The following is a 25,511-nucleotide window of genomic DNA, read 5'->3' on the forward strand; positions in this document are numbered from 1 at the left end:
AGCGAGGATTAGCCGATATATTCCAGTCCGTTCATGTACGGACGTAATACTTCCGGCACTTCAATGCGGCCATCAGCCTGCTGATAGTTTTCCATCACAGCCACCAGGGTACGACCTACCGCCAGACCAGAACCATTCAGGGTATGGACCAGACGGGTCTTTTTGTCGGACTTGCTGCGACAACGTGCCTGCATACGACGCGCCTGGAAGTCCCAGACGTTAGAGCAGGAAGAGATCTCGCGGTAGGTATTCTGCGCCGGAACCCAGACTTCGAGGTCATAGGTTTTGCAGGCGCCGAAGCCCATATCGCCAGTGCACAGAATGATTTTACGGTACGGCAGTCCCAGTAGCTGGAGCACTTTTTCCGCGTGGCCGGTCATCTCTTCCAACGCAGCCATAGAATCTTCCGGGCGAACGATCTGCACCATCTCAACTTTGTCAAACTGATGCATACGAATCAGGCCACGGGTATCACGACCATAAGAACCTGCTTCAGAACGGAAACAAGGCGTATGCGCCGTCATTTTAATCGGCAGTTGATCTTCGTCGATGATTTCATCGCGTACCAGATTGGTCAGCGGAACCTCCGCCGTCGGGATCAAAGCATAGTTGCTGCTGTCTGCTTCTTCTTCCAGCGGACGGGTATGGAACAAGTCGCCTGCGAATTTCGGCAGTTGACCGGTGCCATACAGCGTGTCGTGGTTAACCAGATACGGCACGTAGTTTTCGCTATAGCCGTGCTGTTCCGTATGCAGATCCAACATGAACTGCGACAATGCGCGATGCATACGCGCAATCTGTCCTTTCATCACCACAAAACGGGAGCCGGTCAGCTTAACCGCGGCGGCAAAGTCGAGGCCGGAGTGCATTTCCCCTAAGGTGACGTGATCGCGGATTTCAAAATCAAACTCACGCGGGGTACCCCAGCGGCTGACTTCAACGTTGTCGTTTTCATCTTTACCTACCGGCACTTCATCCGCAGGCAGGTTTGGGATGGTCAGTGCGATATCGCGGATCTCCGCCAGCAAGGTATCCAGCTCGGCTTTCGCCGCATCCAGCTCTTCGCCCAGTTTATTCACTTCCAGGCGTAAAGGCTCGATATCTTCCCCGCGCGCTTTCGCCTGGCCGATGGATTTCGATCGAGAATTACGCTCCGCCTGCAGGTTTTCCGTGTTGACCTGCAAAACTTTACGACGCTCTTCAAGAGCGCGCAGCTTATCTACATCCAGCTTAAAGCCCCGGCGTGCCAGTTTTTCAGCGACTGCGTCTGGCTCATTACGCAGCAGATTGGGATCGAGCATGCTTATCCTGTGCTTATCGAATAATAAAAGGAAACGCGATCAATTGATGATCGCCTCTGATTGTATTGATGAACGTAAACCGCGTTTACGTAATAGCGACGTTTTCGCCTTACCAGACCGACGACAGCAACAACGCATCCATTGCGCTATACCCGCGGACCTCATAAGCAACGTGCTATCAGGCATAACGAGATTCATCATCAACGCCATGATACCTGGAGCATCATATTTAGAGATAACCTTACCGCAACGTTTACACTAGCGGTAGCGTTTTGTGGGGCTATTTTGATCCTGTTCAGCCAGCCAGGCGAGCTTTTCGCCAATCTTGCCTTCCAGACCACGATTTGTCGGATGATAATAGCGCGTTTGCGCGATTTCCGGCGGGAAGTACACTTCACCCGCAGCATAGGCATTGGGCTCATCGTGGGCATAGCGGTACTCCTGGCCATAGCCCATCTCTTTCATCAGTTTGGTTGGCGCATTACGCAGATGGACAGGAACGTCATAATCAGGACGTTCGCGCGCGTCGGCCAGCGCAGCCTTAAAGGCGGTATAGACGGCGTTGCTCTTCGGTGCGCAGGCGAGATAAACGATAGCCTGCGCGATCGCCCTTTCGCCTTCAGCCGGGCCAACGCGGGTGAAACAATCCCACGCGGCAATGGCGACCTGCATCGCGCGCGGATCGGCATTACCCACATCTTCCGAGGCAATCGCCAGGCAGCGACGCGCCACGTACAGCGGATCGCCTCCCGCAGTAATGATACGGGCATACCAATAGAGGGCGGCATCCGGCGCGCTGCCGCGCACTGATTTATGTAAGGCGGAAATAAGATCGTAGAAGCGATCGCCTTTGTTATCAAAACGCGCGCTGCGCTCGCCGGCGATCTCGGTCAACAAGGCGGGCAATAAAACGCGTTTGCCGCTGTCATCCGCCTCCGCCATATCAGCCATCATTTCCAGCGTATTTAAGGCGCGCCGCGCGTCGCCATTGACCAGCTCAGCAATCGCTCGCCGTGTCTCATTCGGTAACACGATATCCTGATCGCCGTAACCACGCGTTTTGTCCTGCATCGCCTGGTCCAGTACTTGCTCGATATCGTCAGTGGTCAACGATTTCAGCAGATAGACCCGCGCTCGCGACAATAGCGCCGAGTTCAGCTCAAAAGAGGGATTTTCCGTGGTCGCGCCGATAAAGGTGATAGTGCCATCTTCGATATGCGGTAAAAAGGCGTCCTGCTGGCTTTTGTTAAAGCGATGCACTTCATCGACAAACAGGATGGTACGGCGACCAGCATTACGATTCTGGCGGGCGCGCTCGATAGCTTCACGAATCTCTTTTACCCCAGAAGTGACGGCGGAAATACGCTCGACATCGGCGCTGGCGTAGCGGGCGATCACTTCAGCGAGCGTGGTTTTCCCCGTCCCTGGCGGCCCCCATAAAATCATGGAGTGCAGATGCCCGGCCTCAATAGCGCGAGGCAACGGCTTACCTGCGGCCAGCAAATGCTGCTGGCCGATATACTGCGCTAAATTTTCCGGCCGCATTCGCGCGGCCAGCGGTTGAAACGTATTATCAGAAAAATCGAGCGACAGATTGCTCACTCATCGCCTCTACTTACGTTGGTCGTCTATCGTTACCCCTTGCGGCGGAGTAAACGTAAATTTTGACGGATCAACAGCGCCGTTTTGCTGGGATTTTAGCTGATAGGCGCTACGCTGATCGTCTTGTTCTACGGCGCTAAACTGGTGGATAGTCCCGTCGCGTCCCACATTGATGGTGAACTGTTTCAGATTGCCGTTGCTGGCTTTCGGCGTCAGCACAAAATTATCGCCATCCTGCTTAATATTATACTGCTGCCAGTCGCTGGCCTGGTTGCGGGCAATCAGCATAAACGGTGTATTTCCAGTGGCATCTTTCAACCACGTGGCGGTAGCCTGTTCTACAAACGGGTTATAGAACCATAACGTTTTGCCGTCAGAAACCAGAATACTCTCGTCAGGTTGCGTCATATGCCAGTTGAATAGATTTGGCCGCTTAACCCATAAATCACCCTGTCCCTCCTGCACCGCGGCACCGCTGCCATCGGTGACTTTTTGAGTAAAGGTGGCATGAAAGCTGCTCACTTTATCCAGACGGCTTTTCAGAGAGCTGGCGGCGTCAGCCCATACGCTGCTGGCTACAACGCTTGAAAGTAATGCACAGGCGATTGCCATTTTTTTCATCATTATTCCTCAGGTTTCGACACTCCCGACCAGGAGCTCCTTTTGCTTTCTATTCCAGGCCAAAAATCAGCATGAGGAAAGAAGAAAATACTGAATTTTGTTGCCGGATGGCAGCCTGCACAGCGCCATCCGGCTTACAGGTTTACTCAAAAGGCGGCGGAGCCAGCACTTCACGATTACCGTTATGCCCCTGAGCGCTGACAATACCCTGCGCTTCCATCTGTTCGATAATACGCGCCGCACGGTTATAGCCGATGCGGAACTGACGCTGAACGCCGGAAATGGACGCTTTACGCTTCTGGGTGACGAAATTAACGGCCTGATCGAATAGCGCATCTAATTCTTCGCCGCCGTCAAAACCGCCACCGCCACCTTCGCTTTCGCTGTCGGAGGTAATGCCATCCACATATTGCGGACGACCGCGCGCTTTCCAGTCCTGCACCACCGCATGGACTTCCTGGTCACGCACAAACGCCCCATGGACACGTACCGGCATGGTGGAGTTTGGTCCGGAATAGAGCATGTCCCCCATTCCCAATAACGACTCAGCGCCACCCTGATCAAGAATGGTGCGGGAGTCGATCTTGCTGGATACGGTAAAAGCGATACGGGTTGGAATGTTGGCTTTAATTAAACCAGTAATCACATCGACCGACGGACGCTGCGTCGCCAGTACCAGGTGAATCCCCGCGGCGCGCGCTTTCTGCGCCAGACGCGCGATCAACTCTTCAACTTTTTTACCGACGGTCATCATCAGGTCGGCAAATTCATCAACCAGTACCACGATATACGGCAGTTTTTCCAGAACCGGATGCTGAACATCCATACTGTCGCCCGGCTTCCAGTACGGGTCCGGAATCGGGCGTCCCATGCGGGCCGCTTCGGCGATTTTCTCGTTATAACCAGCCAGATTACGCACGCCGAGCGCGGACATCAGCTTATAGCGACGCTCCATCTCATTGACGCTCCAGCGTAACGCGTTAGCCGCGTCTTTCATGTCGGTAACAACTTCTGTCAGCAGATGCGGTATACCTTCATAGACCGAGAGTTCTAACATTTTCGGGTCGATCATGATAAAGCGAACGTCTTCCGGCTGCGCTTTATACAGCATACTGAGGATCATGGCGTTAACCCCGACCGACTTACCGGAACCGGTCGTACCGGCCACCAGCAGGTGAGGCATTTTCGCCAGATCCGCCACTACCGGATCGCCCGCGATATCCTTACCTAACACCACGGTAAGCGGCGACGGATTCTCGCGGAATTTGGCGTTATCCAACACTTCGCGCAGATAAACGGTTTGCCGTTTCTTGTTCGGCAATTCCAACCCTACGTAAGGTTTGCCTGGAATGACTTCCACAACGCGTACGGCTACCGTTGACAATGAGCGCGCCAGATCCCGGGAAAGGTTGGAGATACGCGCCGCTTTAACGCCCGGGGCCAGATTCAGTTCAAAGCGAGTAATGACCGGGCCTGGCGAATAGTTCACCACATCAGCTTTAATGCGGAAATCCGCCAGACGCGCTTCAACCAGACGCGCCATTTGTTCCAGCGCAAAGGTATCTACCGGTTCAACTTCGCTCGGCGGCGGCGTCAGAAGATCTAACGAAGGCAGCGGCGTCGTCGGACGCTGTAATGGACGACTGTCGCCGTTACGCATCAACAGCGGGTGGATCAAGCTGTCTTGCGGCGCTGTCGGCTGTTGCGGCTGCTGATACTGTGGCTGCGGCGCTACCGGCTGCTGCGGCTGCTGATACTGTGGCTGCGGCGCTACCGGCTGCTGCGGCTGCTGATACTGCGGCTGCGGTGCTACCGGCTGTTGCGGCTGCTGATACTGCGGCTGCGGCGCTACCGGCTGCTGCGGCTGCTGATACTGCGGCTGCGGCGCTACCGGCTGTTGCGGCTGCTGATACTGCGGCTGAGGCGCTACCGGCTGCTGCGGCTGCTGATACTGCGGTTGCGGCGCTACCGGCTGTTGCGGCTGCTGGTACTGTGGCTGAGGCTGCGGCGCTACCGGTTGCTGCGGCTGCTGATACTGCGGCTGCGGCGCTACAGGTTGCTGAACAGGCGTTGACTCGGGCATGACACCCGGCGTGAACAGCGGTTCGTGCGGACCTTCATCAACCAATACTTTCATTGGCGAGAAATCCAGATCGTCCAGTGAGAACGGCTGCGCGCCAGCGGGTTGCTCGCCGGAATAGCGCTGCTGTTGCGAAGCGGCAAACTGGCGGGCTAATTCAGCTTCCGCAGCGGTCTCGTCATCTTCTGCCTGTTGAGTATCATGCTGATACGTTTCACCATAACGATGCTGCTGCGACTGCGCAAACTGACGGGCTAACTCGTCCTGATGCATTGCATCTATTTCTTCATCGGTTAGCTGCGCGCCCGTCTCGTACTGATTGCGCTCCGCCTCGCGGGCTTTTTCTTCTGCAATCCTCTGTGACGGCAGCTTAATACCGTACGATGCCAGTTCCCGTCGGGTCGGCACGCGAACGCGGTTCGGACGCGGCAGTTGCGGACCAATCCCCTCTTTCACCTGCGGACGCGGCGCGCCGCCGGTAGCCAGACTAAATGCAGGCGCAGCGGCCGCGGCGCCTGCTGCCAGGGCGCCACTCTTAATACCTGCGTCAAGCGACGCGGCGGCGGCTACCGCTTCCACTGGCGGTATGGACGGCGCGACAGATACCGTAGGTTTGACCGGCACGTTCTCTTTTACCGGCTCCGGAATCGGTTGATACCATGCCGCCAGTTGTTCGCGCTCACGGGCGCGTTTCTCTTCCACCTCTTCAAAATAGTAAAGCGGAGGACGGGCGGGTCTGGTCTCTTCTGTGTCAGGTTCAGGCTCGGTGGCAACCGGCTGTTCGATAACCGGCGGCGGCATGTTGGAAGGTTCAGCCGCTATCGGCTCCGGCTGATAAACCGGCTCCGGCTGATGGGTCGGCTCCGGCTGCCAGTGTTGTTCGGCATCCGGCGCCTGCCATTGCGGCTGTGTTTCCTGCGGCGCAAGAGAGTCATATTCTGCTGCGGTCGCTGGCGTCGCGGCGTATTGCGGCGCGGAAGCGACAGGCACAGGTTGCTGCCACGGCGCACTTTGCGCCTCTTGCGGTTGAGCATATTGCGGATGCGGCTGATACCCCTCCGGCGCAGGCGCGATAACCGGTTCGCCGGTTTGCGGCCCCGGTACGGGCTGCCACTCCACGGTCGGTTGCGCGACAACCGGCTCAGCCCCAGGCATGGGCGGCGTTTGCATTATGGGATCGGCGGACGCTGCCCACGTCTGGGTGACGGCAGTTGCAGCCGCAGCGGCGGCGACCGGTTCGGTGACAGAATGGCCGTTTAACAGCGGATCATATTCATCATATTCCGGCTGCGTCGCACGGTTGCCCGAAAACAGAACGTCGTCGGGATCGGCAGCGACGCCGCGCGCGCTATACTGAATGTCCTCGTCATCATCCATCCGTTTGCCGGAAAAGAGCGCGGCATCGGTCTGACGGCCCCGTGGATTGCTGAATTTTTCAGCCAGTCGCTTACGACGCGCCAACGCGCCGCGCAAAATACGCGCCCGGCGAGATTCACGCTGCACGCCGTCGGTTTCTTCATCGTATTCGTCATCATACTCTTCGTCGTCAACCCACGTATCATCACGCCGGGTACGGTTGCTGGCGAAGGTCAGTATATTAAGCAGCCAGCCGCCTAATTTTTCGGCGATACTGACCCAGGACCAGCCGGTAAAGAGCGTCAGCCCGGCAGCCCAAATACAGAGAAGCATTATCGTTCCGCCGCTACTATGCAACAACGGCTGCAGCGTGGTGCTTAACAGGCTGCCAATTACGCCGCCAGAGGCGAAATACCAGATATCGTCGGCATTAATGGCCGCCAGACCGCAGGAAGTGAGAATCAGCGCCAGCACGCCGATAAGGCGTAGCGACACAGCAAAATAGTCGATGTAATCATCCGTAGACTGATGACGCCACGCAAACCAACACCCGCCGACAATAATGACAGGGATGGTGTAGGCCATTACGCCAAAAATAAAGAACAGTGTATCGGCCAGCCACGCGCCCGGCGCGCCGCCTAAATTATGGATGGGTTCATGCCAGGCGGTTTGCGACCAACTGGGGTCCGAAGGGTTAAAGCTCAACAAGGCCGCCATCAACCAGACGGCAAAAAGGGCAATAAGTATCAACAACGCTTCCAGAAGTCGGCGCCCGCTGCTTAACTTCGTCAATGTGACGTCTTTGTCTTCAGTATATTCCTGGCTCAAAAAAGGCTCTCCAGGTTCCAGGCTTTTCCCGCCCGATGCTAAAACGGACAACAGCACCGGGTTGCCCCGGCACTGTTGCTGTATGGATTAACAGGAGTGTAATCAAACTACAGCGATTTTGCACCTGTTCCGTGTTAGCGTGTCTTAATAACCAGACGATTACTCTGTTTTACCTCTTCCATCACTACGTAAGTTCGGGTGTCGTTCACACCTGGCAAGCGCAGCAACGTCTCTCCCAATAGTTTTCGATACGCTGACATATCCGGTACACGGGTTTTCAACAGGTAGTCGAAATCGCCGGAAACCAAATGACACTCCTGAATCTCTTCAAGCTTTTGCACGGCGGCATTAAACTGTTCAAACACATCCGGCGCGCCGCGATTTAAGGTAATCTCAACGAATACCAGAAGTGACGCATCCAGATAATGCGGGTTCAACAGCGCCGTATAGCCCTGGATAAACCCCTGTCGCTCCAGCCGACGCACACGCTCAAGGCAAGGTGTCGGCGAAAGTCCTACTCGTTTAGAAAGCTCGACGTTGGAAATACGCCCATCCTTTTGCAGTTCATTAAGAATGTTACGATCGATACGGTCGAGATCTTTGCCAGGGCGCTTCTTGCTATCTACCATTATTATTGTCTCTCTGTATTCCTTCCCTACTCCTGCCTGACTCTACTCACATCACTGTTCAGAGTCGCTGCCCATCACGATAGACCGAAACCCAGAGGGATTAACGGCGCGCAATGCCTGGTCTATGGTGAGAAGACCGTTGCCTCGCGGCAGCTATCGACATCACGAATGGCGTCTGTCCACGCCATGCGTAGATTTCACTAGCCCGGTAAACATGGTATTTACATGCATGATTATGCAGCACATACATAACACAGTTTTTTCTTCCTCGAATGTTTTCGCAAAACAGCAGGTGATTGTCAAAGCAAAACATCGATTTTTAGTACAACATGCCAGTTATTCATTAGAGAGGGCGGTAAACTGTCATTTCGTCACCTTATAAGTTACCGATTTTAATTAAAGTTTGTGATGATAACGTCGCTGTCGCGGCCGTTCATCGGTTCATGCTATTACACATATTGTTAACAAAATCGTTATGCTCTTTTTTTACGTCTGTAAATTCCCTACAATTCTGCTCATTGTCTGCCAACAACTATGGGGATCTCATGGGCACGACCAAACACAGTAAGCTGCTTATTCTGGGCTCAGGACCGGCGGGATATACCGCGGCGGTGTATGCCGCGCGCGCAAATTTACAGCCGGTACTTATTACCGGTATGGAAAAAGGCGGTCAACTGACTACCACGACGGAAGTGGAAAACTGGCCCGGCGATCCAAACGATTTGACCGGCCCGCTGCTGATGGAACGCATGCATGAACATGCGGCAAAATTTGAAACCGAGATAATTTTTGATCACATCAACAACGTGGATCTGCAAAATCGTCCGTTCCGTCTGACAGGTGACAGCGCAGAGTACACTTGTGATGCGTTGATCATTGCGACCGGCGCTTCCGCGCGCTATCTGGGGCTGCCATCGGAAGAAGCCTTTAAAGGGCGCGGCGTTTCCGCCTGCGCAACCTGCGACGGTTTCTTCTACCGCAATCAGAAAGTAGCGGTGATCGGCGGCGGCAACACCGCGGTTGAAGAAGCGCTTTATCTGTCCAACATCGCTTCGGAAGTGCACCTTATCCATCGCCGTGACGGTTTCCGCGCTGAAAAAATCCTCATTAAGCGCCTGATGGATAAAGTCGAAAATGGCAATATCATTCTGCACACCAACCGGACGCTGGAAGAAGTGACCGGCGATCAGATGGGCGTCACCGGTCTGCGTCTTCGCGACACGCAGCAGAGCGATAATATCGAGACGCTGGACATCGCCGGACTTTTCGTAGCCATCGGTCATAGCCCAAACACGGCGCTCTTCGAAGGCCAGCTTGAGCTGGAAAATGGTTATATCAAAGTTCAGTCCGGCACCCATGGCAACGCCACACAAACCAGCATCCCTGGCGTATTCGCGGCGGGTGACGTCATGGATCATATTTACCGTCAGGCGATCACCTCTGCAGGTACGGGCTGTATGGCGGCGCTGGATGCTGAACGCTATCTCGATGGTCTGGCCGACGCGAGCAAATAGTTTTTACAAATCAGTAACAAAAGTAAAAAAGGCGACTATAAGTCGCCTTTATTTTTGCGTCGTTGTAACATTGCCCTGCCTGAAATTCCAATAACTCACCTGCTAAGCGTGCAATGAATAAAACCCGTCAAAAAGAGCTGACCCGCTGGTTAAAACAGCAAAGCGTAATCTCCCAACGGTGGTTGAATATTTCCCGCCTGTTGGGGTTCATGAGTGGCGTATTAATTGTCGCTCAGGCCTGGATCATGGCGCGTATCCTGCAACATATGATCATGGAGAACATTCCACGGGAAGCGCTGTTGCTCCCTTTTATCCTGCTGATACTGGTCTTTGTCCTCCGCGCCTGGGTGGTGTGGTTGCGCGAGCGCGTCGGTTTTCATGCCGGACAACATATTCGCTTTGAGATCCGCCGTCAGGTGTTGGATCGTCTGCAGCAAGCCGGCCCAGCCTGGATTCAGGGCAAGCCCGCCGGTAGCTGGGCGACGCTGGTGTTGGAGCAGATTGACGATATGCATGACTATTATGCGCGCTATCTGCCGCAAATGGCGCTTGCCGTTTGCGTACCGCTCTTAATCGTGGCGGCGATTTTCCCGTCAAACTGGGCGGCAGCGCTGATTCTGCTGGGCACCGCCCCGCTCATTCCCCTATTTATGGCGATGGTGGGGATGGGCGCGGCTGACGCCAACCGCCGCAATTTCCTGGCGCTTGCCCGGCTAAGCGGCCATTTTCTTGACCGTCTGCGCGGGATGGAAACGCTGCGAATTTTCGGTCGTGGAGAAGCGGAAACTGAGAGCATTCGCGCAGCATCGCAGGATTTTCGTCAGCGCACGATGGAAGTACTGCGCCTCGCCTTTTTATCTTCCGGCGTGCTGGAATTTTTCACCTCGCTTTCTATTGCGCTGGTCGCCGTTTATTTTGGCTTCTCTTACCTGGGCGAGCTGAACTTTGGTCATTACGGTACCGGCGTGACGCTCGCCGCCGGGTTCCTCGCCTTGATCCTCGCGCCGGAGTTTTTCCAGCCATTACGCGACCTCGGCACGTTTTATCATGCTAAGGCGCAGGCGGTTGGCGCGGCGGATAGTCTGAAGACGTTTCTGGAAACACCCCTCGCCCACCCGGCGCGCGGCGAAGTTGAGCTGGCGGAAAACGAACCTGTAACCATTGACGCAGTCAATCTTATTATCACCTCGCCAGAAGGCAAAACGCTTGCCGGGCCGCTGAATTTCTCATTAGCGGCAGGAGAACGCGCCGTCCTGGTAGGACGCAGCGGTTCCGGTAAAAGCTCTCTGTTGAATGTATTATCCGGTTTTCTCTCCTATCAGGGATCTTTGCGTATTAACGGTGTCGAGCTTCGCGATCTCTCGCCGGAATCCTGGCGCCAGCATCTCTCCTGGGTTGGGCAAAACCCGCAATTACCTGCGGCGACGCTACGCGAAAATGTATTACTGGCGCGCCCGGACGCCAGCGAGCAGGAACTTTATGCCGCGCTTGACGCCGCATGGGTAAGCGAGTTTTTACCGCTGCTGCCGCAGGGAGTAGACACCCCGCTCGGCAATCATGCCAGCAGACTTTCCGTCGGCCAGGCACAGCGTGTAGCGGTCGCCCGTGCGCTACTTAATCCCTGTCAACTGCTACTGCTGGATGAACCGGCGGCAAGCCTGGACGCTCACAGCGAGCAACGCGTCATGCAGGCGTTAAAAGCGGCGTCAAAACGCCAGACCACATTAATGGTGACGCATCAGTTGGAAGATCTCGCCGACTGGGACGCTATCTGGGTTATGCAAGATGGCGCGATTGTCGAACAAGGCAGTTATGCCGAACTCAGCGCCGCCAACGGCGCTTTTGCGACGTTATTGGCTCATCGTCAGGAGGATATTTAAATGCGCGCGCTACTCCCTTATCTGACGCTTTATAAACGCCATAAATGGATGCTAACGCTGGGAATTGCGCTGGCAATCCTGACCCTGCTTGCCAGTATCGGGCTGCTGACGCTTTCCGGCTGGTTCCTGTCCGCGTCCGCTATCGCAGGCTTCGCGGGAATTTACAGTTTTAACTATATGCTCCCGGCAGCCGGCGTGCGCGGCGCGGCCATTACCCGTACCGCTGGTCGTTATTTTGAACGTCTGGTAAGTCATGACGCCACGTTCCGCGTGCTGCAACATCTGCGTATTTATACCTTTAGCAAACTTTTACCGCTCTCCCCCGCGGGTCTGGCGCGATATCAGCAAGGTGAACTGCTGAACCGCATCGTTGCCGACGTTGACACGCTGGATCATCTCTATTTGCGCGTCATCTCCCCGCTGGTCGGCGCTTTTGTAGTGATTATGATTGTCACCCTGGGGCTTAGCGTTCTCGACGTGACGCTGGCGATCACGCTGGGCGGCATTATGCTGTTGACGCTGTTTATTATGCCGCCGGTGTTTTATCGCGCCGGCAAAAATACCGGCCAAAATCTGACGCATCTACGCGGTCAGTATCGCCAGCAGCTCACGTCATGGTTACAGGGCCAGGCGGAACTCACCATTTTTGGCGCCAGCAAACGCTATCGGGCGCAAATGGAAGCCACCGAATTACAATGGCATGAGGCCCAACGCCGACAGTCTGAACTCACCGCCTTATCGCAGGCGTTAATGCTGCTGATTGGTGCGCTGGCGGTGATGTTAATGTTGTGGATGGCCTCCGGCGGCGTTGGCGGCAATACGCAGCCCGGCGCGCTCATCGCGCTGTTTGTCTTCTGCGCGCTGGCGGCTTTCGAGGCGCTTGCGCCCGTTACCGGCGCATTCCAGCATCTGGGGCAGGTTATCGCCTCTGCGCTTCGTATCACTGAATTAACGGAGCAAAAACCGGAGGTGACCTTTCCGCAATCAGAAACTCCCGCGCCGGAAAAGGTCACACTCACCCTGCGGGACGTTTCGTTTCGTTATCCCGACCAGCCGATTAATGCGCTCAATGCCCTCTCATTACAGGCTAATCCTGGCGAGCATGTCGCTATTCTGGGGCGTACCGGCTGCGGAAAATCAACGCTGTTGCAGCTACTCACCCGCGCCTGGGACCCGCAACAAGGCGAAATTCTGCTCAACGATCTTCCGCTATCCTCGTTGAGCGAATCCGCCTTACGCCGGACTATCAGCGTGGTGCCGCAGCGTGTCCACCTGTTCAGCGCCACGCTGCGTGATAATTTATTACTGGCGGCGCCCAATGCCAGCGACGAAGCCCTTTCCGATATGCTGCGTCACGTCGGCCTCGAAAATCTGCTCGAAGATAGTGGGCTTAATAGCTGGCTCGGCGAAGGCGGTCGTCTGCTATCCGGCGGCGAACTTCGTCGTCTGGCCATCGCCCGCGCGCTGTTGCATGATGCTCCGTTAATGCTGTTGGATGAGCCCACTGAGGGGCTGGATGCGACCACCGAGAGCGAAATGCTGGAATTACTTGCCGATGTGATGCGCGAGAAAACCGTCCTGATGGTGACGCACCGTTTGCGCGGCCTGGCCCGTTTTGATCAAATCATCGTAATGGACGACGGGCGCATCATTGAGCGAGGCACTCATGCAGAATTGTTAGCCGGACAAGGGCGCTATTATCAGTTTAAACAACGTCTGTAAGCTATTATTGAACGATCCGACTTGCGTACTGGAGTTTCGCCGTCATGCGTCTGGTTCAGCTTTCCCGACATTCTATCGCCTTCCCTTCGCCGGAAGGCGCTTTACGCGAGCCTAACGGTTTACTGGCGCTGGGCGGCGATCTCAGCCCTGCCCGGTTGTTAATGGCCTACCAGCACGGGATTTTCCCGTGGTTTTCGCCGGGCGACCCGATTCTGTGGTGGTCGCCCGATCCGCGCGCCGTGCTGTGGCCTGAAAAGTTTCACCTCAGTCGCAGCATGAAGCGCTTTCACAACGCATCCCCTTACCGCGTGACGCTCAATTACGCTTTCGATCGGGTCATTGATGGATGCGCCAATCACCGTGACGAAGGCACCTGGATAACGCGTGGTATTGAGGAAGCCTATCGCCGATTACATGAATTGGGCCACGCGCACTCCATTGAAGTGTGGCGCGATCGGGAACTGGTCGGCGGGATGTATGGCGTCTCGCAGGGGGCGCTGTTTTGCGGCGAATCGATGTTTAGCCGCCAGGAGAATGCCTCTAAAACCGCACTGCTGGTTTTTTGCGCTGAATTTATCCGTCACGGCGGTAAACTTATTGATTGTCAGGTACTTAATAGTCATACCGCCTCGCTCGGTGCCATTGAAATTCCACGTCGTGACTACCTCGATCACCTCGCGGCCTTACGCCAACAGCCGCTGGCCTCCCGTTTTTGGGTGCCGCGGACATTATTTTTGCCCCGGAAGTGAATGTTTTCGGCACATTTTTTATTGGGGTGTTATAATTGCTGCCGCAGAATTGGTTTAGCTCATTATCCCGCAGCCCGTTGTCAGGTAACGCCCATCGTTTATTTCACCGTTCCCTTATATGTTGCGCTTATGTCGATTCATCAGGCGGTAGTATCAGGGAAAAGGTGTATAACGCGGCGTTGTCGTGTGTCGCGGAATCATGTGCTAAACCTGGTTTGCTGTGTTTTAAACGCACAAATCTTTACTTATCAAAAGAAGTTCGGCATTATCTTGCCGGTTCAAATTATGGTAGTGATACCCCAGAGGATTAGATGGCCAAAGAAGACAATATTGAAATGCAAGGTACCGTTCTCGAAACGTTACCTAATACCATGTTCCGCGTAGAGTTAGAAAACGGTCACGTGGTTACTGCACACATCTCCGGTAAAATGCGTAAGAACTACATCCGCATCCTGACGGGCGACAAAGTGACCGTTGAGCTGACCCCGTACGACCTGAGCAAAGGCCGCATTGTCTTCCGTAGTCGCTAATTGTCTCCTCACGCCCTGAAGGGCGGCTGGATAAAAGGTCGGTTTAACCGGCCTTTTTTGCGTCCATTAAGTCGATGAATGACGAGCAGGTTACTCTTCCACCATCCGCGCATACTCTTCCGTCAAAAAATCGACCAACGCACGTACGGAAGGTAATAGCCCTCGCCGGGATGGGAACACAGCATGAATAACCTCCCGCCGGGGCTCCCACTCTTCCAGCACCGCGACCAGTTCACCGGCGGCCAGTTGTTCTTTCACCATTAAGACAGGTAGCTGCACAAGCCCCACGCCCGCCATCGCCGCCTCGCGTAGCGCCAACATGTCGGTGGTAATCATACGCGGGGTAAAATGGACTTCCGCACGTGCGCCCTGCGGGCCATAAAGTTCCCAGCGGTGAATATGCTTGCCGGATGCAAGACTTAGCCCTGGCCAATGGCTCAACTCCGCCGGCGCGGAAGGGATTCCCATCCGTGCGATAAGATCCGGGCTGGCAAACAGGCGATGCCCTCTGTCAGCCAGGACGCGCATCACCAGGTCGCTATCTTCAAACGGGCGCGGCCTGACGCGAATCGCCACATCCACCCCCTCCCCTACGACGTCCACCCGACGATTGGTCGCTTCAAGCTGTAGCGAAACATCAGGATAACGCGCCATAAACTTCGCCAGCATTGGGCCGATGTGTACATGCAGCAGCGTCACCGGGCAGGTCAGCTTCACGATACCGCGAGGCTCTACCTGCAATGCGGCAATGGCATCCTGCGCCGCCTGAGCTTCCACCAGCATCGCTTTACAGTGCTCATAGAATGTTTGTCCCACTTCGGTAACGTTAAACTGCCGGGTGGTTCGCTGAATCAATCGCACGCCCAGCCGTTCCTCCAGTTGCGCAATACGCCGGCTCAGTTTTGATTTTGGTTCATCAAGCGCACGCCCCGCCGCGGCAAACCCACCCTCTTCGACCACATGCACAAACCACGCAAAATCATTGAGATCCGTTTTTATCATTACATTGTCCTATTAATGGAACGGTATGAGCCATTTTAGCCACTACCGAAGCTTTTGTCATGAATATAAGCTTATTCACATCAAGACAACGCCACTGAGGAGAACACCATGAAACAGATTACAGGCGTCTATACCGCACCTCGCCCGCACTGGGTTGGCGATGGATTTCCGGTTCGTTCACTCTTTTCTTATCAGTCACATGCGCAGCAGTTGAGTCCCTTCCTGCTGCTGGATTATGCCGGGCCGCACACATTTACGCCGGGTAATGAAAAACGCGGCGTTGGGGAGCATCCACACCGCGGTTTCGAGACCGTGACGATTGTTTATAGTGGCGAAGTCGAGCATCGGGACTCTACCGGTCGCGGCGGCGTTATCGGCCCGGGCGACGTTCAGTGGATGACCGCAGGCGCAGGCATTTTGCATGAAGAGTTCCATTCCGACGCGTTTACCCGTCGGGGCGGCGAACTGGAAATGGTGCAGTTGTGGGTTAACCTTCCAATGAAGGACAAAATGACCACCCCGGGTTATCAAAGCATTACCCACGATGTTATCCCGACCGTTACGTTACCGGATGACGCCGGAGTCGTGCGGGTCATTGCAGGGCGTTATGAAGAGACAAAAGGCCCGGCGCACACTTTCTCGCCGCTCAATGTCTGGGATATGCGCCTGCAACGCAATCGCCAGCTTACATTGGCACAGCCGGAAGGATGGAGCACCGCGCTGGTGGTACTGAAAGGCAATATCACGGTGAACGGCACGACGCCGGTCAACGAAGCGCAACTGGTGGTATTGAGCCAGCAAGGGAAAACGCTGCACCTTGAGGCCAGCAGCGACGCCAGCGTATTGCTGTTATCAGGCGAGCCGCTGAATGAACCGATTGTGGGTTACGGCCCATTTGTTATGAACACGAAACAAGAGATCGCAGAAGCAGTCCGCGATTTCAACTCCGGCCGTTTTGGCCAAATCTGAAAACATGAAGGAGAACACGATGTCAAGTCCTGCTAATTTTAATGGTTTGCGCCCGGTAATTGATGTTAACGATTCCGTGATGCTTTTAATCGATCATCAAAGCGGTCTTTTCCAGACCGTAGGCGATATGCCAATGCCGGAATTACGCGCTCGCGCCGCGGCGTTGGCGAAGATGGCGACGTTAGCGAAAATGCCGGTCATTACCACGGCATCCGTACCGCAAGGTCCGAACGGCCCGCTGATCCCGGAGATCCACGCTAATGCGCCACATGCGCAGTACATTGCGCGTAAAGGTGAAATTAACGCCTGGGATAACGAAGATTTCGTTAAGGCGGTAAAAGCGACGGGTCGTAAGACGCTGATCATTGCCGGGACGATTACCAGCGTGTGCATGGCATTCCCGGCCATTAGCGCGGTAGCGGAAGGTTATAAGGTATTTGCCGTGATCGACGCATCCGGTACCTACAGTAAGATGGCGCAGGAGATCACCCTGGCGCGTATCGTACAGGCTGGCGTCGTACCGATGGATACTGCCGCAGTCGCCTCTGAGCTGCAAGGCACCTGGAACCGTGAAGACGCCGCCGCGTGGGCCGACGTTTATACTCAGGTATTCCCGGCCTATCAACTGCTGATAGAAAGCTACAGCAAAGCGCAGGATGTGGTGAAAAACAACGAAATGTTGGATTCACAGCGCTAATTTGCCTCCCCGCGCCAGTTTGGGCGGGGATTATGTCTATTGCATGAGCAAACGACAGTGAATATGTAAATTCTGCTTGACCGTTTTAGCGCAACTCCCTATAGTAGCGCCCCGTTGCCCCCCAAGCGGTCAGGCAGCAATACAATATGGTGAGGTGTCCGAGTGGCTGAAGGAGCACGCCTGGAAAGTGTGTATACGGCAACGTATCGGGGGTTCGAATCCCCCCCTCACCGCCATATTCAAGTTGAGAGCCTGTACAGAAGTACGGGCTTTTTGCTTATATATATCCCCCAAACTAAGGGGGGATGAGAACCACCGACCGGGGTTCGACACAAAAACGCCGGGAGCGTTTTTGAACAGAGCTTGCTCTGGCCCCGAAGGGGCGAGGCCCAGGGATGGGCTGAGTAGCGGCGCAGCCAGTTGGACAGACGACGAGCCTGCGAGGAGACTGCCCGAAGGGGCGAGCAAAGCGAGTCAATCCCCCCCTCACCGCCATATTCAAGAAAGAGCTCGTACGAAAGTACGGGCTTTTGTATCTAAACTTCTTGTTTTTACTGTGATTTTCCTGATGAAAGGTTTGTTTTTGGACCTTTGGTTGCTACACCAAACTTACTATAGATTGTGTAAAACAGCCCTACTTCCCTACCTGAAACGCTTTAGAAAAGTTTGCATAAGTATCTCTCGGTAGTAAAAAAGCACCGAGTTCCTCTGTCTGATGCTGCTGTTGATTTGTTAAAAGATTTACCACGATTAAAAGATAACAATCATGTATTCCCTGCCCCTCGCGCTGAAACACTTTCTGATATGTCGTTATTGGCTGTATTGAAACGAATGGGATATATCGACTTAACGCAACATGGCTTCCGTTCTACTTTCCGTGAGTGGGCTGGTGAAGCAACGGATTATCAACGTGAGGTTATTGAACATGCGTTGGCGCACCAGTTGGCAGATAAGGCTGAAGCAGCGTATCAGCGTGGGACGTTATGGCCTAAACGGGTGGCGTTGATGGATGATTGGACGGGGTATAGCACTGCCAACAGCTAAGCTACCTGTACGAAAGCATTATCGTTGATAACAACGTAGAAAGTGTGATGCTAATAGCATTCGCTTTCGAAAATGTGATAAGTAATAATTTCATACTGAACTATTTCTTATATAATTATTATCATAATTTGCAAATTACATAACCCACTCAAGGAGAGGTTATGCCCGGACTGATAGGCTACTGGAAGCAACTTCCCACCAAAGATGAATATATTAAAAAACACAATATGAGCAAAATATCCTGCTACAGTTGTGGTCACGAGAAATTCAGCGATGTTGGTTTGATACAGGTATGGGATAATCACAGAAGAATTCTTTGTGCTAAGTGTAAGACTACTCTTTTCAGAGAAGAGGATTAGTTTTTTTGGCATTGGTAACAGCGGCTTCAGCATCCCTTTTCACGCAGCGGGTCGGGCTTTTTTTTCGCATTTGACCCGTCGATTACCGGATGATGACGCAATTTACAAGCGCCTTGTCCGCCTACCGCGAGCACAACGCCATCAGGCTAACTATTAGCCGGCGTAAAAAAACCGGGCGCTAAGGCCCGGTTTGTACGGCAGTGAAACGAAGATTAATGCGCGGCTTCCGGCTTGTGCTTTTGCGCACTCTGGAAGCCATACGTCAACGCATTTTTCTCTTTATCCAGCGCGACGGTGACCTGTCCGCCATCAACCAGCGATCCAAACAGCAACTCATTGGCCAGCGGTTTTTTCAGGTTATCCTGAATCACACGCGCCATCGGTCGTGCGCCCATCGCCCGGTCATAGCCCTTTTCCGCCAGCCAGTCGCGCGCTTCCTGACTGACTTCCAGAGAGACGCCTTTCTGATCCAACTGAGCCTGCAACTCGACGATAAACTTATCGACAACCTGATGAATCACCTCGCCAGACAGATGATCGAACCAAATAATGTTGTCGAGACGGTTACGGAACTCCGGCGTAAACACTTTCTTGATCTCGCCCATCGCATCGGTACTGTTGTCCTGATGAATAAGACCAATAGATTTACGTTCGGTTTCTCGCACGCCGGCGTTGGTGGTCATCACCAGCACCACGTTGCGGAAATCCGCCTTACGGCCATTGTTATCGGTCAGCGTACCGTTATCCATCACCTGCAGCAGCAGGTTAAAGACATCCGGGTGCGCTTTTTCGATCTCATCCAGCAACAGCACCGCATGAGGATGCTTAATCACCGCATCCGTCAGCAGCCCGCCCTGGTCGAAACCGACGTATCCCGGAGGCGCGCCGATCAAACGGCTCACCGTATGACGCTCCATATATTCGGACATATCGAAGCGCAACAGCTCAATACCCAGCGCTTTTGAAAGCTGTACCGTAACTTCAGTTTTCCCTACGCCAGTTGGCCCGGCGAACAAGAATGAGCCGACAGGTTTATGCTCATGGCCCAGACCGGCACGACTCATCTTAATAGCTTCGGTCAGCGCCTCAATCGCGTTATCCTGGCCGAAGACCAGCATTTTCAGACGATCGCCCAGGTTCTTCAGCGTATCGCGATCGCTCTGCGAGACGCTCTTTTCAGGAATTCGCGCAATTCGCGCCACTACGGACTCAATATCCGCCACGTTGACCGTTTTCTTACGTTTGCTCACCGGCATCAGACGCGCCCGAGCGCCCGCTTCGTCAATCACGTCAATGGCTTTATCCGGCAGATGGCGGTCATTGATATATTTTACCGCCAACTCGACCGCCGCACGCACCGCTTTCGCGGTATAACGCACGTCGTGGTGCGCTTCGTACTTAGGTTTCAAGCCGTTGATAATTTGCACCGTCTCTTCCACCGAAGGCTCGGTAATATCAATTTTCTGGAAACGGCGCGCTAATGCACGGTCTTTCTCAAAAATATTGCTGAATTCCTGATAGGTCGTTGAGCCGATCACCCGGATCTTGCCGCTGGAAAGCAGCGGTTTAATCAGATTTGCCGCATCCACCTGTCCGCCCGACGCCGCGCCAGCGCCGATAATGGTATGGATTTCATCGATAAACAGGATGCTGTTGGTATCCTGCTCAAGCTGTTTCAGCAACGCCTTAAACCGTTTTTCAAAATCGCCGCGGTATTTGGTGCCCGCCAGCAGCGAACCGATATCCAGAGAGTAAATGGTGCAATCGGCCATCACTTCCGGCACATCGCCCTGCACGATACGCCAGGCCAGCCCTTCGGCAATCGCCGTTTTGCCGACGCCGGATTCCCCTACCAGCAACGGGTTATTTTTACGGCGACGACACAAGACCTGGATCGCGCGTTCAAGTTCTTTTTCACGACCAATCAGCGGATCGATGCCGCCCACGCGAGCAAGTTGGTTAAGATTCGTCGTGAAGTTTTCCATACGTTCCTCCCCGCCAGCTTGTTCGTCGCCAGTTGGCTGATTGCCGAGATCGGAAGATTGGCTCGGTTCGTCTTTTCGCGTCCCGTGAGAAATAAAGTTCACGATATCCAGACGGCTCACTTCATGCTTGCGCAGCAGATAAGCCGCCTGTGATTCCTGTTCGCTAAAGATAGCCACCAGCACATTCGCGCCAGTCACTTCACTACGCCCGGAAGACTGAACATGGAAGACGGCACGCTGCAGGACACGCTGGAAACTTAACGTCGGCTGCGTATCACGCTCTTCTTCACTGGCAGGCAGTACGGGTGTGGTTTGTTCAATGAAGGCTTCGAGTTCCTGACGGAGCGCCACCAGATCCACGGAGCATGCTTCCAGCGCTTCGCGAGCCGATGGGTTGCTGAGCAGCGCCAGCAACAGATGCTCGACGGTCATAAACTCATGACGGTGCTCGCGCGCTCTGGCGAAAGCCATGTTTAAACTGAGTTCCAGTTCTTGATTGAGCATAGGCACCTCCCCCAATTTTTATACCTGCATTCAGGCTTTTTCCAGCGTACACAGCAACGGATGCTCGTTCTCCCTTGCATACTTGTTCACCATCGCCACTTTGGTTTCCGCCACCTCGGCGGTGAACACGCCGCAGATGGCTTTGCCTTGATAGTGAACTGCAAGCATCAATTGCGTTGCACGTTCTACATCATAAGAAAAGAATTTTTGTAACACGTCAATAACAAACTCCATCGGAGTGTAATCATCATTGACTAATATCACTTTATACATAGATGGCGGTTTTAGCGCGTCGCGCACGCTATCTTCCACCAACTGGTCAAAATCCAGCCAATCGTTCGTCTTACCCATTGTCAGTCGTCATTATCGGTTACGGTTGTCGGCAGGAAAATCTGCCGCTGACCAGAGTCTATGCACACAATCAATCTACCTCAATTGATAGATAACTAACATCTATCAGTACCATCCGCGACATCTGTCACATTCCCGGCAATAGCGTTAACTGCTTCAAATTTTTGATTCATTTTTACCCGATCCCCCCTGCCTGATGCTTGACGCCTCGCCTGATTTCTCTAAATTGTAATGTCGAGAGTTGGTGAGGTTTTGAACAGCCCCCACTCCGTCACCGGTTCATTCCATCTTACTTATATAAGATTTACGAAGGATGTCGAAGCATGGAAACGGGTACTGTAAAGTGGTTCAACAATGCCAAAGGGTTTGGTTTCATCTGCCCTGAAGGCGGCGGCGAGGATATTTTCGCCCATTATTCCACCATTCAAATGGATGGTTACAGAACGCTTAAAGCCGGACAGTCTGTCCGGTTTGATGTCCACCAGGGGCCAAAAGGCAATCACGCCAGCGTCATCGTGCCCATCGAAGCAGAGGCCGTTGCATAGCTCCTCTGTCTCATTGTGTACATCCAGGAGGCAAAATGCCAGCCCGATCGGCTGGCATTTTTATTTAACGCCAGTGCCTGATAGCGACACTGTTGCATCTTATCAGGCCGACAAATGACGTCAGCGAGATTACTCCCTTGCCAGCGCATCCACCGGGTCCAGTCGCGCCGCGTTTCTCGCCGGTAGCCAGCCAAACAGTATCCCGGTAAACGTCGAACATAAAAACGCGCTCGCCAGCGCAGTCAGTGAAAAACCGATCTCCCAGCCGGGCAGGAAAAGCTGTAGCATAAATGCGATGAACATCGACAAGCTAATCCCCAGCGCTCCCCCAACCAGGCAAACCAGCACCGCTTCAATAAGAAACTGCTGTAGCACATCGCTGGCGCGCGCGCCTACCGCCATACGGATGCCGATTTCACGCGTTCGCTCGGTGACGGAAACCAGCATAATATTCATAACGCCAATGCCGCCGACAACCAGCGAAATGACGGCCACCAGCGTCAGAAATAACTGAAGAGTATAGGTGGTTTTTTCAGCCGTTTTCAGAACGCTGTCCATATTCCAGGTGAAGAAGTCTTTTTTACCGTGGCGTAAGGTGAGCAGGCGGGTAAGCTGCTGTTCAGCCTGATCGCTATCAACGCCATCTTTCACACGAACGGTGATCGAGTTAAGCCATGACTGACCCATTATGCGATCTGACATCGTGCTATAGGGCAACCAAACTTGCAACAGATTGCTATTGCCGTACATGGACGGTTTCTCTTCCGCCACGCCAATAACAATAACCGGCATATTACCCACCAGCACCACTTCCCCTACGACATTCGCTTTATTTGGAAATAGCTGGCGTCGCGTGTTGGCATCCAGCACCACCACCTGCGCGCGATCCTGTTGCTGTACAGAATTGAAGGTGTTCCCCTCCCTAAAGGACATGCCGTAAACGTTAAAATAATCGCCACTGACGCCATTAGCATTTACGGCAATATCAATATTGCCATAGCGAAGACGTAAGCTCTTTGAAACGCTGGGCGTCGCAGAGTTAACCCACGGCTGTTTCTGAATAGCGACCAGATCGTCATATTTCAGCGCCTGTCGATACTGCGGATTGTCGTCGCCAAAATCTTTGCCTGGATGAATATCAATCGTGTTAGTGCCCATAGCGCGGATATCCGCCAGTACCATCTGTTTTGCGGCGTCGCCGACCACCACAATCGACACCACCGACGCAATACCGATAATAATTCCCAGCATGGTCAGTAAAGTACGCATTTTGTTAGCGGCCATCGCTAACCACGCCATTGACAGCGCTTCGCGAAAGCTGCTGGCAAATTGCCGCCAGCCGGGAGCCGTATTAACTACGGCAGCGTCAACGCCCTGTTCGCGTTTCTTTTCCTCCGCGGGCGGATTATGGACAATCTTGCCATCGTGAATTTCAATAATCCGCTCCGCCTGGGCGGCAATCAGCGGATCGTGCGTCACAATGATCACCGTATGTCCGCGATCGCGCAGTTGGCGCAAAATCGCCATCACCTCTTCGCCGGAATGGCTATCCAGCGCGCCGGTCGGCTCATCTGCCAGAATCACCTGTCCACCGTTCATCAGAGCGCGGGCAATACTGACACGCTGCTGCTGTCCGCCAGAAAGCTGTGAAGGTGGGTAATCGACGCGATCGCTTAATCCCAGCCGCAAAAGCAACTCTCTGGCGCGCGCCTGGCGTTTTTTGCGTTCAATGCCGGCGTAGACGGCGGGGATTTCAACATTTTGCGCTGCCGTTAAATGCGACAACAGATGGTAGCGCTGAAAGATAAAGCCAAAATGCTCACGCCGCAGCTGCGCCAGCGCGTCCGGGTCCAGCGTCGAGACGTCCCGCCCCGCCACCCGATAAGTGCCGCTGGTCGGTTTATCCAGGCACCCGAGGATATTCATCAGCGTTGATTTTCCAGAACCGGAAACGCCGACGATCGCCACCATCTCCCCGGCGTGGATTTGCAGGGAGATATCTTTCAACACCGCCACCTGCTCTTCTCCGGAGGGGTAGCTACGACTCACATTGCACAGTTCAAGCAATGCCGTCATGGCGTCGCTCCTGGCCTGCTTTCGCCGATGATCACCTCATCGCCCGCTTCCAGACCTTTAACCACTTCCACGTCTGTATCGTTACGCTCGCCAATGACCACTTCGCGCTCACGTTTTTCGCCGTTACGCAACAGCGCCACTTTATAACGATTGCCGCCCACCGGTTCGCCAAGCGCGGCGAGAGGAATAATCAGCACATTTTTGACATCCATGAGTTGAATATAAACCTGTGCGGTCATATCAAGACGCAAGATTCTTTTGGGATTCGGCACTTCAAACCGGGCGTAATAAAAAATAGCGTCGTTGATCTTTTCCGGCGTCGGCAGAATATCTTTTAAAACGCCTTCATAGCGCGTTTGCGGATCGCCTGCAATGGTGAACCATGCTTTCTGCCCCGCCCGAAGATGGATCACGTCCGCTTCCGAGACCTGCGCTTTTACCAGCATGGTGCTCATATCCGCCAGCGTCAGAATATTGGGCGCCTGCTGAGCTGCAATCACCGTTTGTCCTTGCAGGGTAGTGATTTGCGTCACTTCCCCCGCCATGGGGGCGACAATACGGGTATATTCCAGGTTGGTTTTCGCGGTGTCCAACGAGGCCCGATTACGTTTGATCTGGGCATCTATGGTGCCAATACGCGCCTGTTTAACCGCCATCTCCGTCGCCGCGGTATCCAGATCCTGTTGCGATACCGCCTGAGTCTTAGCTAACTGCTGCTGGCGCGCCAGCGTAACCCGCGCCAGCTTTAACTCAGCGGCTGCCTGCTGACGCTCCGCGTTCAGCTCCATCAAGGTGGCCTCGACCTCTTTTATCTGGTTCTCCGCCTGATCTGGGTCAATCACGCCGAGTAGCTGATCTTTTTTAACGTTATCGCCAATGGAGACCAGCAGCGTTTTCAACTGGCCGCTCACCTGCGCGCCGACATCCACTTTACGCAACGCGTCCAGTTTTCCAGTCGCCAGTACACTCTGTTCAAGATCGCCTGGCCGCACGATTAATGTCTGATAAGTTGGCAGCGGGGCATTTATCATTCGCCAGCCAGCCATCCCCCCCACTAAAAGAATTAAAATAATGACCAGATAACGCTTTTTAAATTTCTTTCCCTTAGCACGCATAGAAACCCTGACGGCAAAATTTTAACCAGAAAGTAAACCGTATCTAAACAAA

General features: G+C 54.0%; 21 protein-coding genes, 1 tRNA gene and 1 pseudogene. 12 read left to right on the plus strand and 11 right to left on the minus strand.

Annotated features, from left to right (window positions below; translation table 11 throughout):
• Window positions 1-8 precede the first annotated feature (8 nt).
• The 5 genes from serS to lrp form a co-directional block, all read right to left on the minus strand.
• Window positions 9-1,301, minus strand: a complete 1,293-nt coding sequence (gene serS, locus J1G48_RS14535) for a serine--tRNA ligase (RefSeq protein ID WP_000886697.1) — start codon at window positions 1,299-1,301, stop codon at window positions 9-11.
• A 258-nt stretch (window positions 1,302-1,559) separates the two neighbouring features.
• Entirely contained in the window at window positions 1,560-2,903 is a 1,344-nt protein-coding gene (rarA, locus tag J1G48_RS14540; protein WP_000067792.1) for a replication-associated recombination protein RarA, read from the minus strand.
• Between the two features lie 9 nt (window positions 2,904-2,912).
• Window positions 2,913-3,524 carry an outer membrane lipoprotein chaperone LolA gene (lolA, locus tag J1G48_RS14545; protein ID WP_001519746.1) on the minus strand — a complete coding sequence of 204 codons (612 nt, stop codon included), beginning with the start codon at window positions 3,522-3,524 and terminating at the stop codon, window positions 2,913-2,915.
• A gap of 142 nt (window positions 3,525-3,666) precedes the next feature.
• Window positions 3,667-7,788 (minus strand): DNA translocase FtsK, encoded by a 4,122-nt coding sequence (ftsK, locus tag J1G48_RS14550; protein WP_001680783.1) that lies wholly within the window; start codon window positions 7,786-7,788, stop codon window positions 3,667-3,669.
• Window positions 7,789-7,922: 134 nt separating this feature from the next.
• On the minus strand, window positions 7,923-8,417 hold the full coding sequence (lrp, locus tag J1G48_RS14555) for a leucine-responsive transcriptional regulator Lrp (protein WP_000228469.1): 495 nt from the start codon (window positions 8,415-8,417) through the stop codon (window positions 7,923-7,925).
• A 545-nt stretch (window positions 8,418-8,962) separates the two neighbouring features.
• Between lrp and trxB the strand changes: the two genes are divergently transcribed.
• From trxB to infA, 6 genes are all read left to right on the plus strand, one after another.
• Complete coding sequence (gene trxB, locus J1G48_RS14560) at window positions 8,963-9,931, plus strand: thioredoxin-disulfide reductase (protein WP_000537407.1); 969 nt, start codon at window positions 8,963-8,965, stop codon at window positions 9,929-9,931.
• A 113-nt stretch (window positions 9,932-10,044) separates the two neighbouring features.
• Window positions 10,045-11,811 carry a cysteine/glutathione ABC transporter permease/ATP-binding protein CydD gene (cydD, locus tag J1G48_RS14565; RefSeq protein ID WP_001044541.1) on the plus strand — a complete coding sequence of 589 codons (1,767 nt, stop codon included), beginning with the start codon at window positions 10,045-10,047 and terminating at the stop codon, window positions 11,809-11,811.
• Window positions 11,812-13,533 (plus strand): cysteine/glutathione ABC transporter ATP-binding protein/permease CydC, encoded by a 1,722-nt coding sequence (cydC, locus tag J1G48_RS14570; RefSeq protein WP_001202260.1) that lies wholly within the window; start codon window positions 11,812-11,814, stop codon window positions 13,531-13,533. It begins immediately after the preceding gene.
• Between the two features lie 44 nt (window positions 13,534-13,577).
• On the plus strand, window positions 13,578-14,282 hold the full coding sequence (gene aat, locus J1G48_RS14575) for a leucyl/phenylalanyl-tRNA--protein transferase (RefSeq protein ID WP_001241649.1): 705 nt from the start codon (window positions 13,578-13,580) through the stop codon (window positions 14,280-14,282).
• On the plus strand, window positions 14,283-14,666 hold the full coding sequence (locus tag J1G48_RS14580; protein ID WP_001539595.1) for a membrane protein: 384 nt from the start codon (window positions 14,283-14,285) through the stop codon (window positions 14,664-14,666).
• On the plus strand, window positions 14,594-14,812 hold the full coding sequence (gene infA, locus J1G48_RS14585; RefSeq protein ID WP_001040187.1) for a translation initiation factor IF-1: 219 nt from the start codon (window positions 14,594-14,596) through the stop codon (window positions 14,810-14,812). The genes J1G48_RS14580 and infA overlap by 73 nt, the downstream gene beginning before the upstream one ends.
• 90 nt (window positions 14,813-14,902) lie before the next feature.
• Here the strand turns inward: infA and J1G48_RS14590 are convergent, their stop codons facing one another.
• Entirely contained in the window at window positions 14,903-15,814 is a 912-nt protein-coding gene (locus J1G48_RS14590; protein WP_000597928.1) for a LysR family transcriptional regulator, read from the minus strand.
• 108 nt (window positions 15,815-15,922) lie between these two features.
• Here J1G48_RS14590 and J1G48_RS14595 point away from each other — a divergent pair, with 108 nt between their 5' ends.
• From J1G48_RS14595 to J1G48_RS14615, 5 genes and pseudogenes are all read left to right on the plus strand, one after another.
• Window positions 15,923-16,783 carry a pirin family protein gene (locus tag J1G48_RS14595; protein ID WP_000809969.1) on the plus strand — a complete coding sequence of 287 codons (861 nt, stop codon included), beginning with the start codon at window positions 15,923-15,925 and terminating at the stop codon, window positions 16,781-16,783.
• Between the two features lie 19 nt (window positions 16,784-16,802).
• A complete protein-coding gene (locus tag J1G48_RS14600) occupies window positions 16,803-17,480 on the plus strand; it encodes a hydrolase (protein ID WP_000097893.1) in 678 nt (225 codons plus the stop codon).
• A 148-nt stretch (window positions 17,481-17,628) separates the two neighbouring features.
• Window positions 17,629-17,716, plus strand: a tRNA-Ser gene (locus J1G48_RS14605).
• Window positions 17,717-18,170: 454 nt separating this feature from the next.
• Window positions 18,171-18,524 (plus strand): annotated as a pseudogene (locus J1G48_RS14610) (integrase); the annotation flags it as partial.
• A gap of 161 nt (window positions 18,525-18,685) precedes the next feature.
• Window positions 18,686-18,883, plus strand: coding sequence for a hypothetical protein (locus tag J1G48_RS14615; RefSeq protein ID WP_001117984.1), 198 nt, complete (start codon window positions 18,686-18,688; stop codon window positions 18,881-18,883).
• A 212-nt stretch (window positions 18,884-19,095) separates the two neighbouring features.
• On the opposite strand, the gene clpA is transcribed toward J1G48_RS14615, so the two are convergent.
• The 3 genes from clpA to J1G48_RS23380 all read right to left on the minus strand — a co-directional run bounded on the left by clpA (window position 19,096) and on the right by J1G48_RS23380 (window position 21,896).
• On the minus strand, window positions 19,096-21,372 hold the full coding sequence (clpA, locus tag J1G48_RS14620) for an ATP-dependent Clp protease ATP-binding subunit ClpA (RefSeq protein ID WP_000934064.1): 2,277 nt from the start codon (window positions 21,370-21,372) through the stop codon (window positions 19,096-19,098).
• Between the two features lie 30 nt (window positions 21,373-21,402).
• Complete coding sequence (clpS, locus tag J1G48_RS14625; protein ID WP_000520789.1) at window positions 21,403-21,723, minus strand: ATP-dependent Clp protease adapter ClpS; 321 nt, start codon at window positions 21,721-21,723, stop codon at window positions 21,403-21,405.
• Between the two features lie 95 nt (window positions 21,724-21,818).
• Window positions 21,819-21,896, minus strand: coding sequence for a hypothetical protein (locus J1G48_RS23380; protein ID WP_212742690.1), 78 nt, complete (start codon window positions 21,894-21,896; stop codon window positions 21,819-21,821).
• Window positions 21,897-22,046: 150 nt separating this feature from the next.
• On the opposite strand from J1G48_RS23380, the gene cspD reads away from it, so the two are divergent.
• Entirely contained in the window at window positions 22,047-22,268 is a 222-nt protein-coding gene (gene cspD, locus J1G48_RS14630; RefSeq protein ID WP_000447499.1) for a cold shock-like protein CspD, read from the plus strand.
• A gap of 129 nt (window positions 22,269-22,397) precedes the next feature.
• Here the strand turns inward: cspD and macB are convergent, their stop codons facing one another.
• On the minus strand, window positions 22,398-24,344 hold the full coding sequence (gene macB, locus J1G48_RS14635; RefSeq protein ID WP_000125875.1) for a macrolide ABC transporter ATP-binding protein/permease MacB: 1,947 nt from the start codon (window positions 24,342-24,344) through the stop codon (window positions 22,398-22,400).
• Window positions 24,341-25,459, minus strand: a complete 1,119-nt coding sequence (gene macA / locus J1G48_RS14640) for a macrolide transporter subunit MacA (protein WP_001201751.1) — start codon at window positions 25,457-25,459, stop codon at window positions 24,341-24,343. Before macA ends, macB begins: the two co-directional genes overlap by 4 nt.
• Window positions 25,460-25,511 lie beyond the last annotated feature (52 nt).

The organism is Salmonella sp. SAL-020, assembly GCF_017372215.1.
Lineage (GTDB): Bacteria > Pseudomonadota > Gammaproteobacteria > Enterobacterales > Enterobacteriaceae > Salmonella > Salmonella enterica.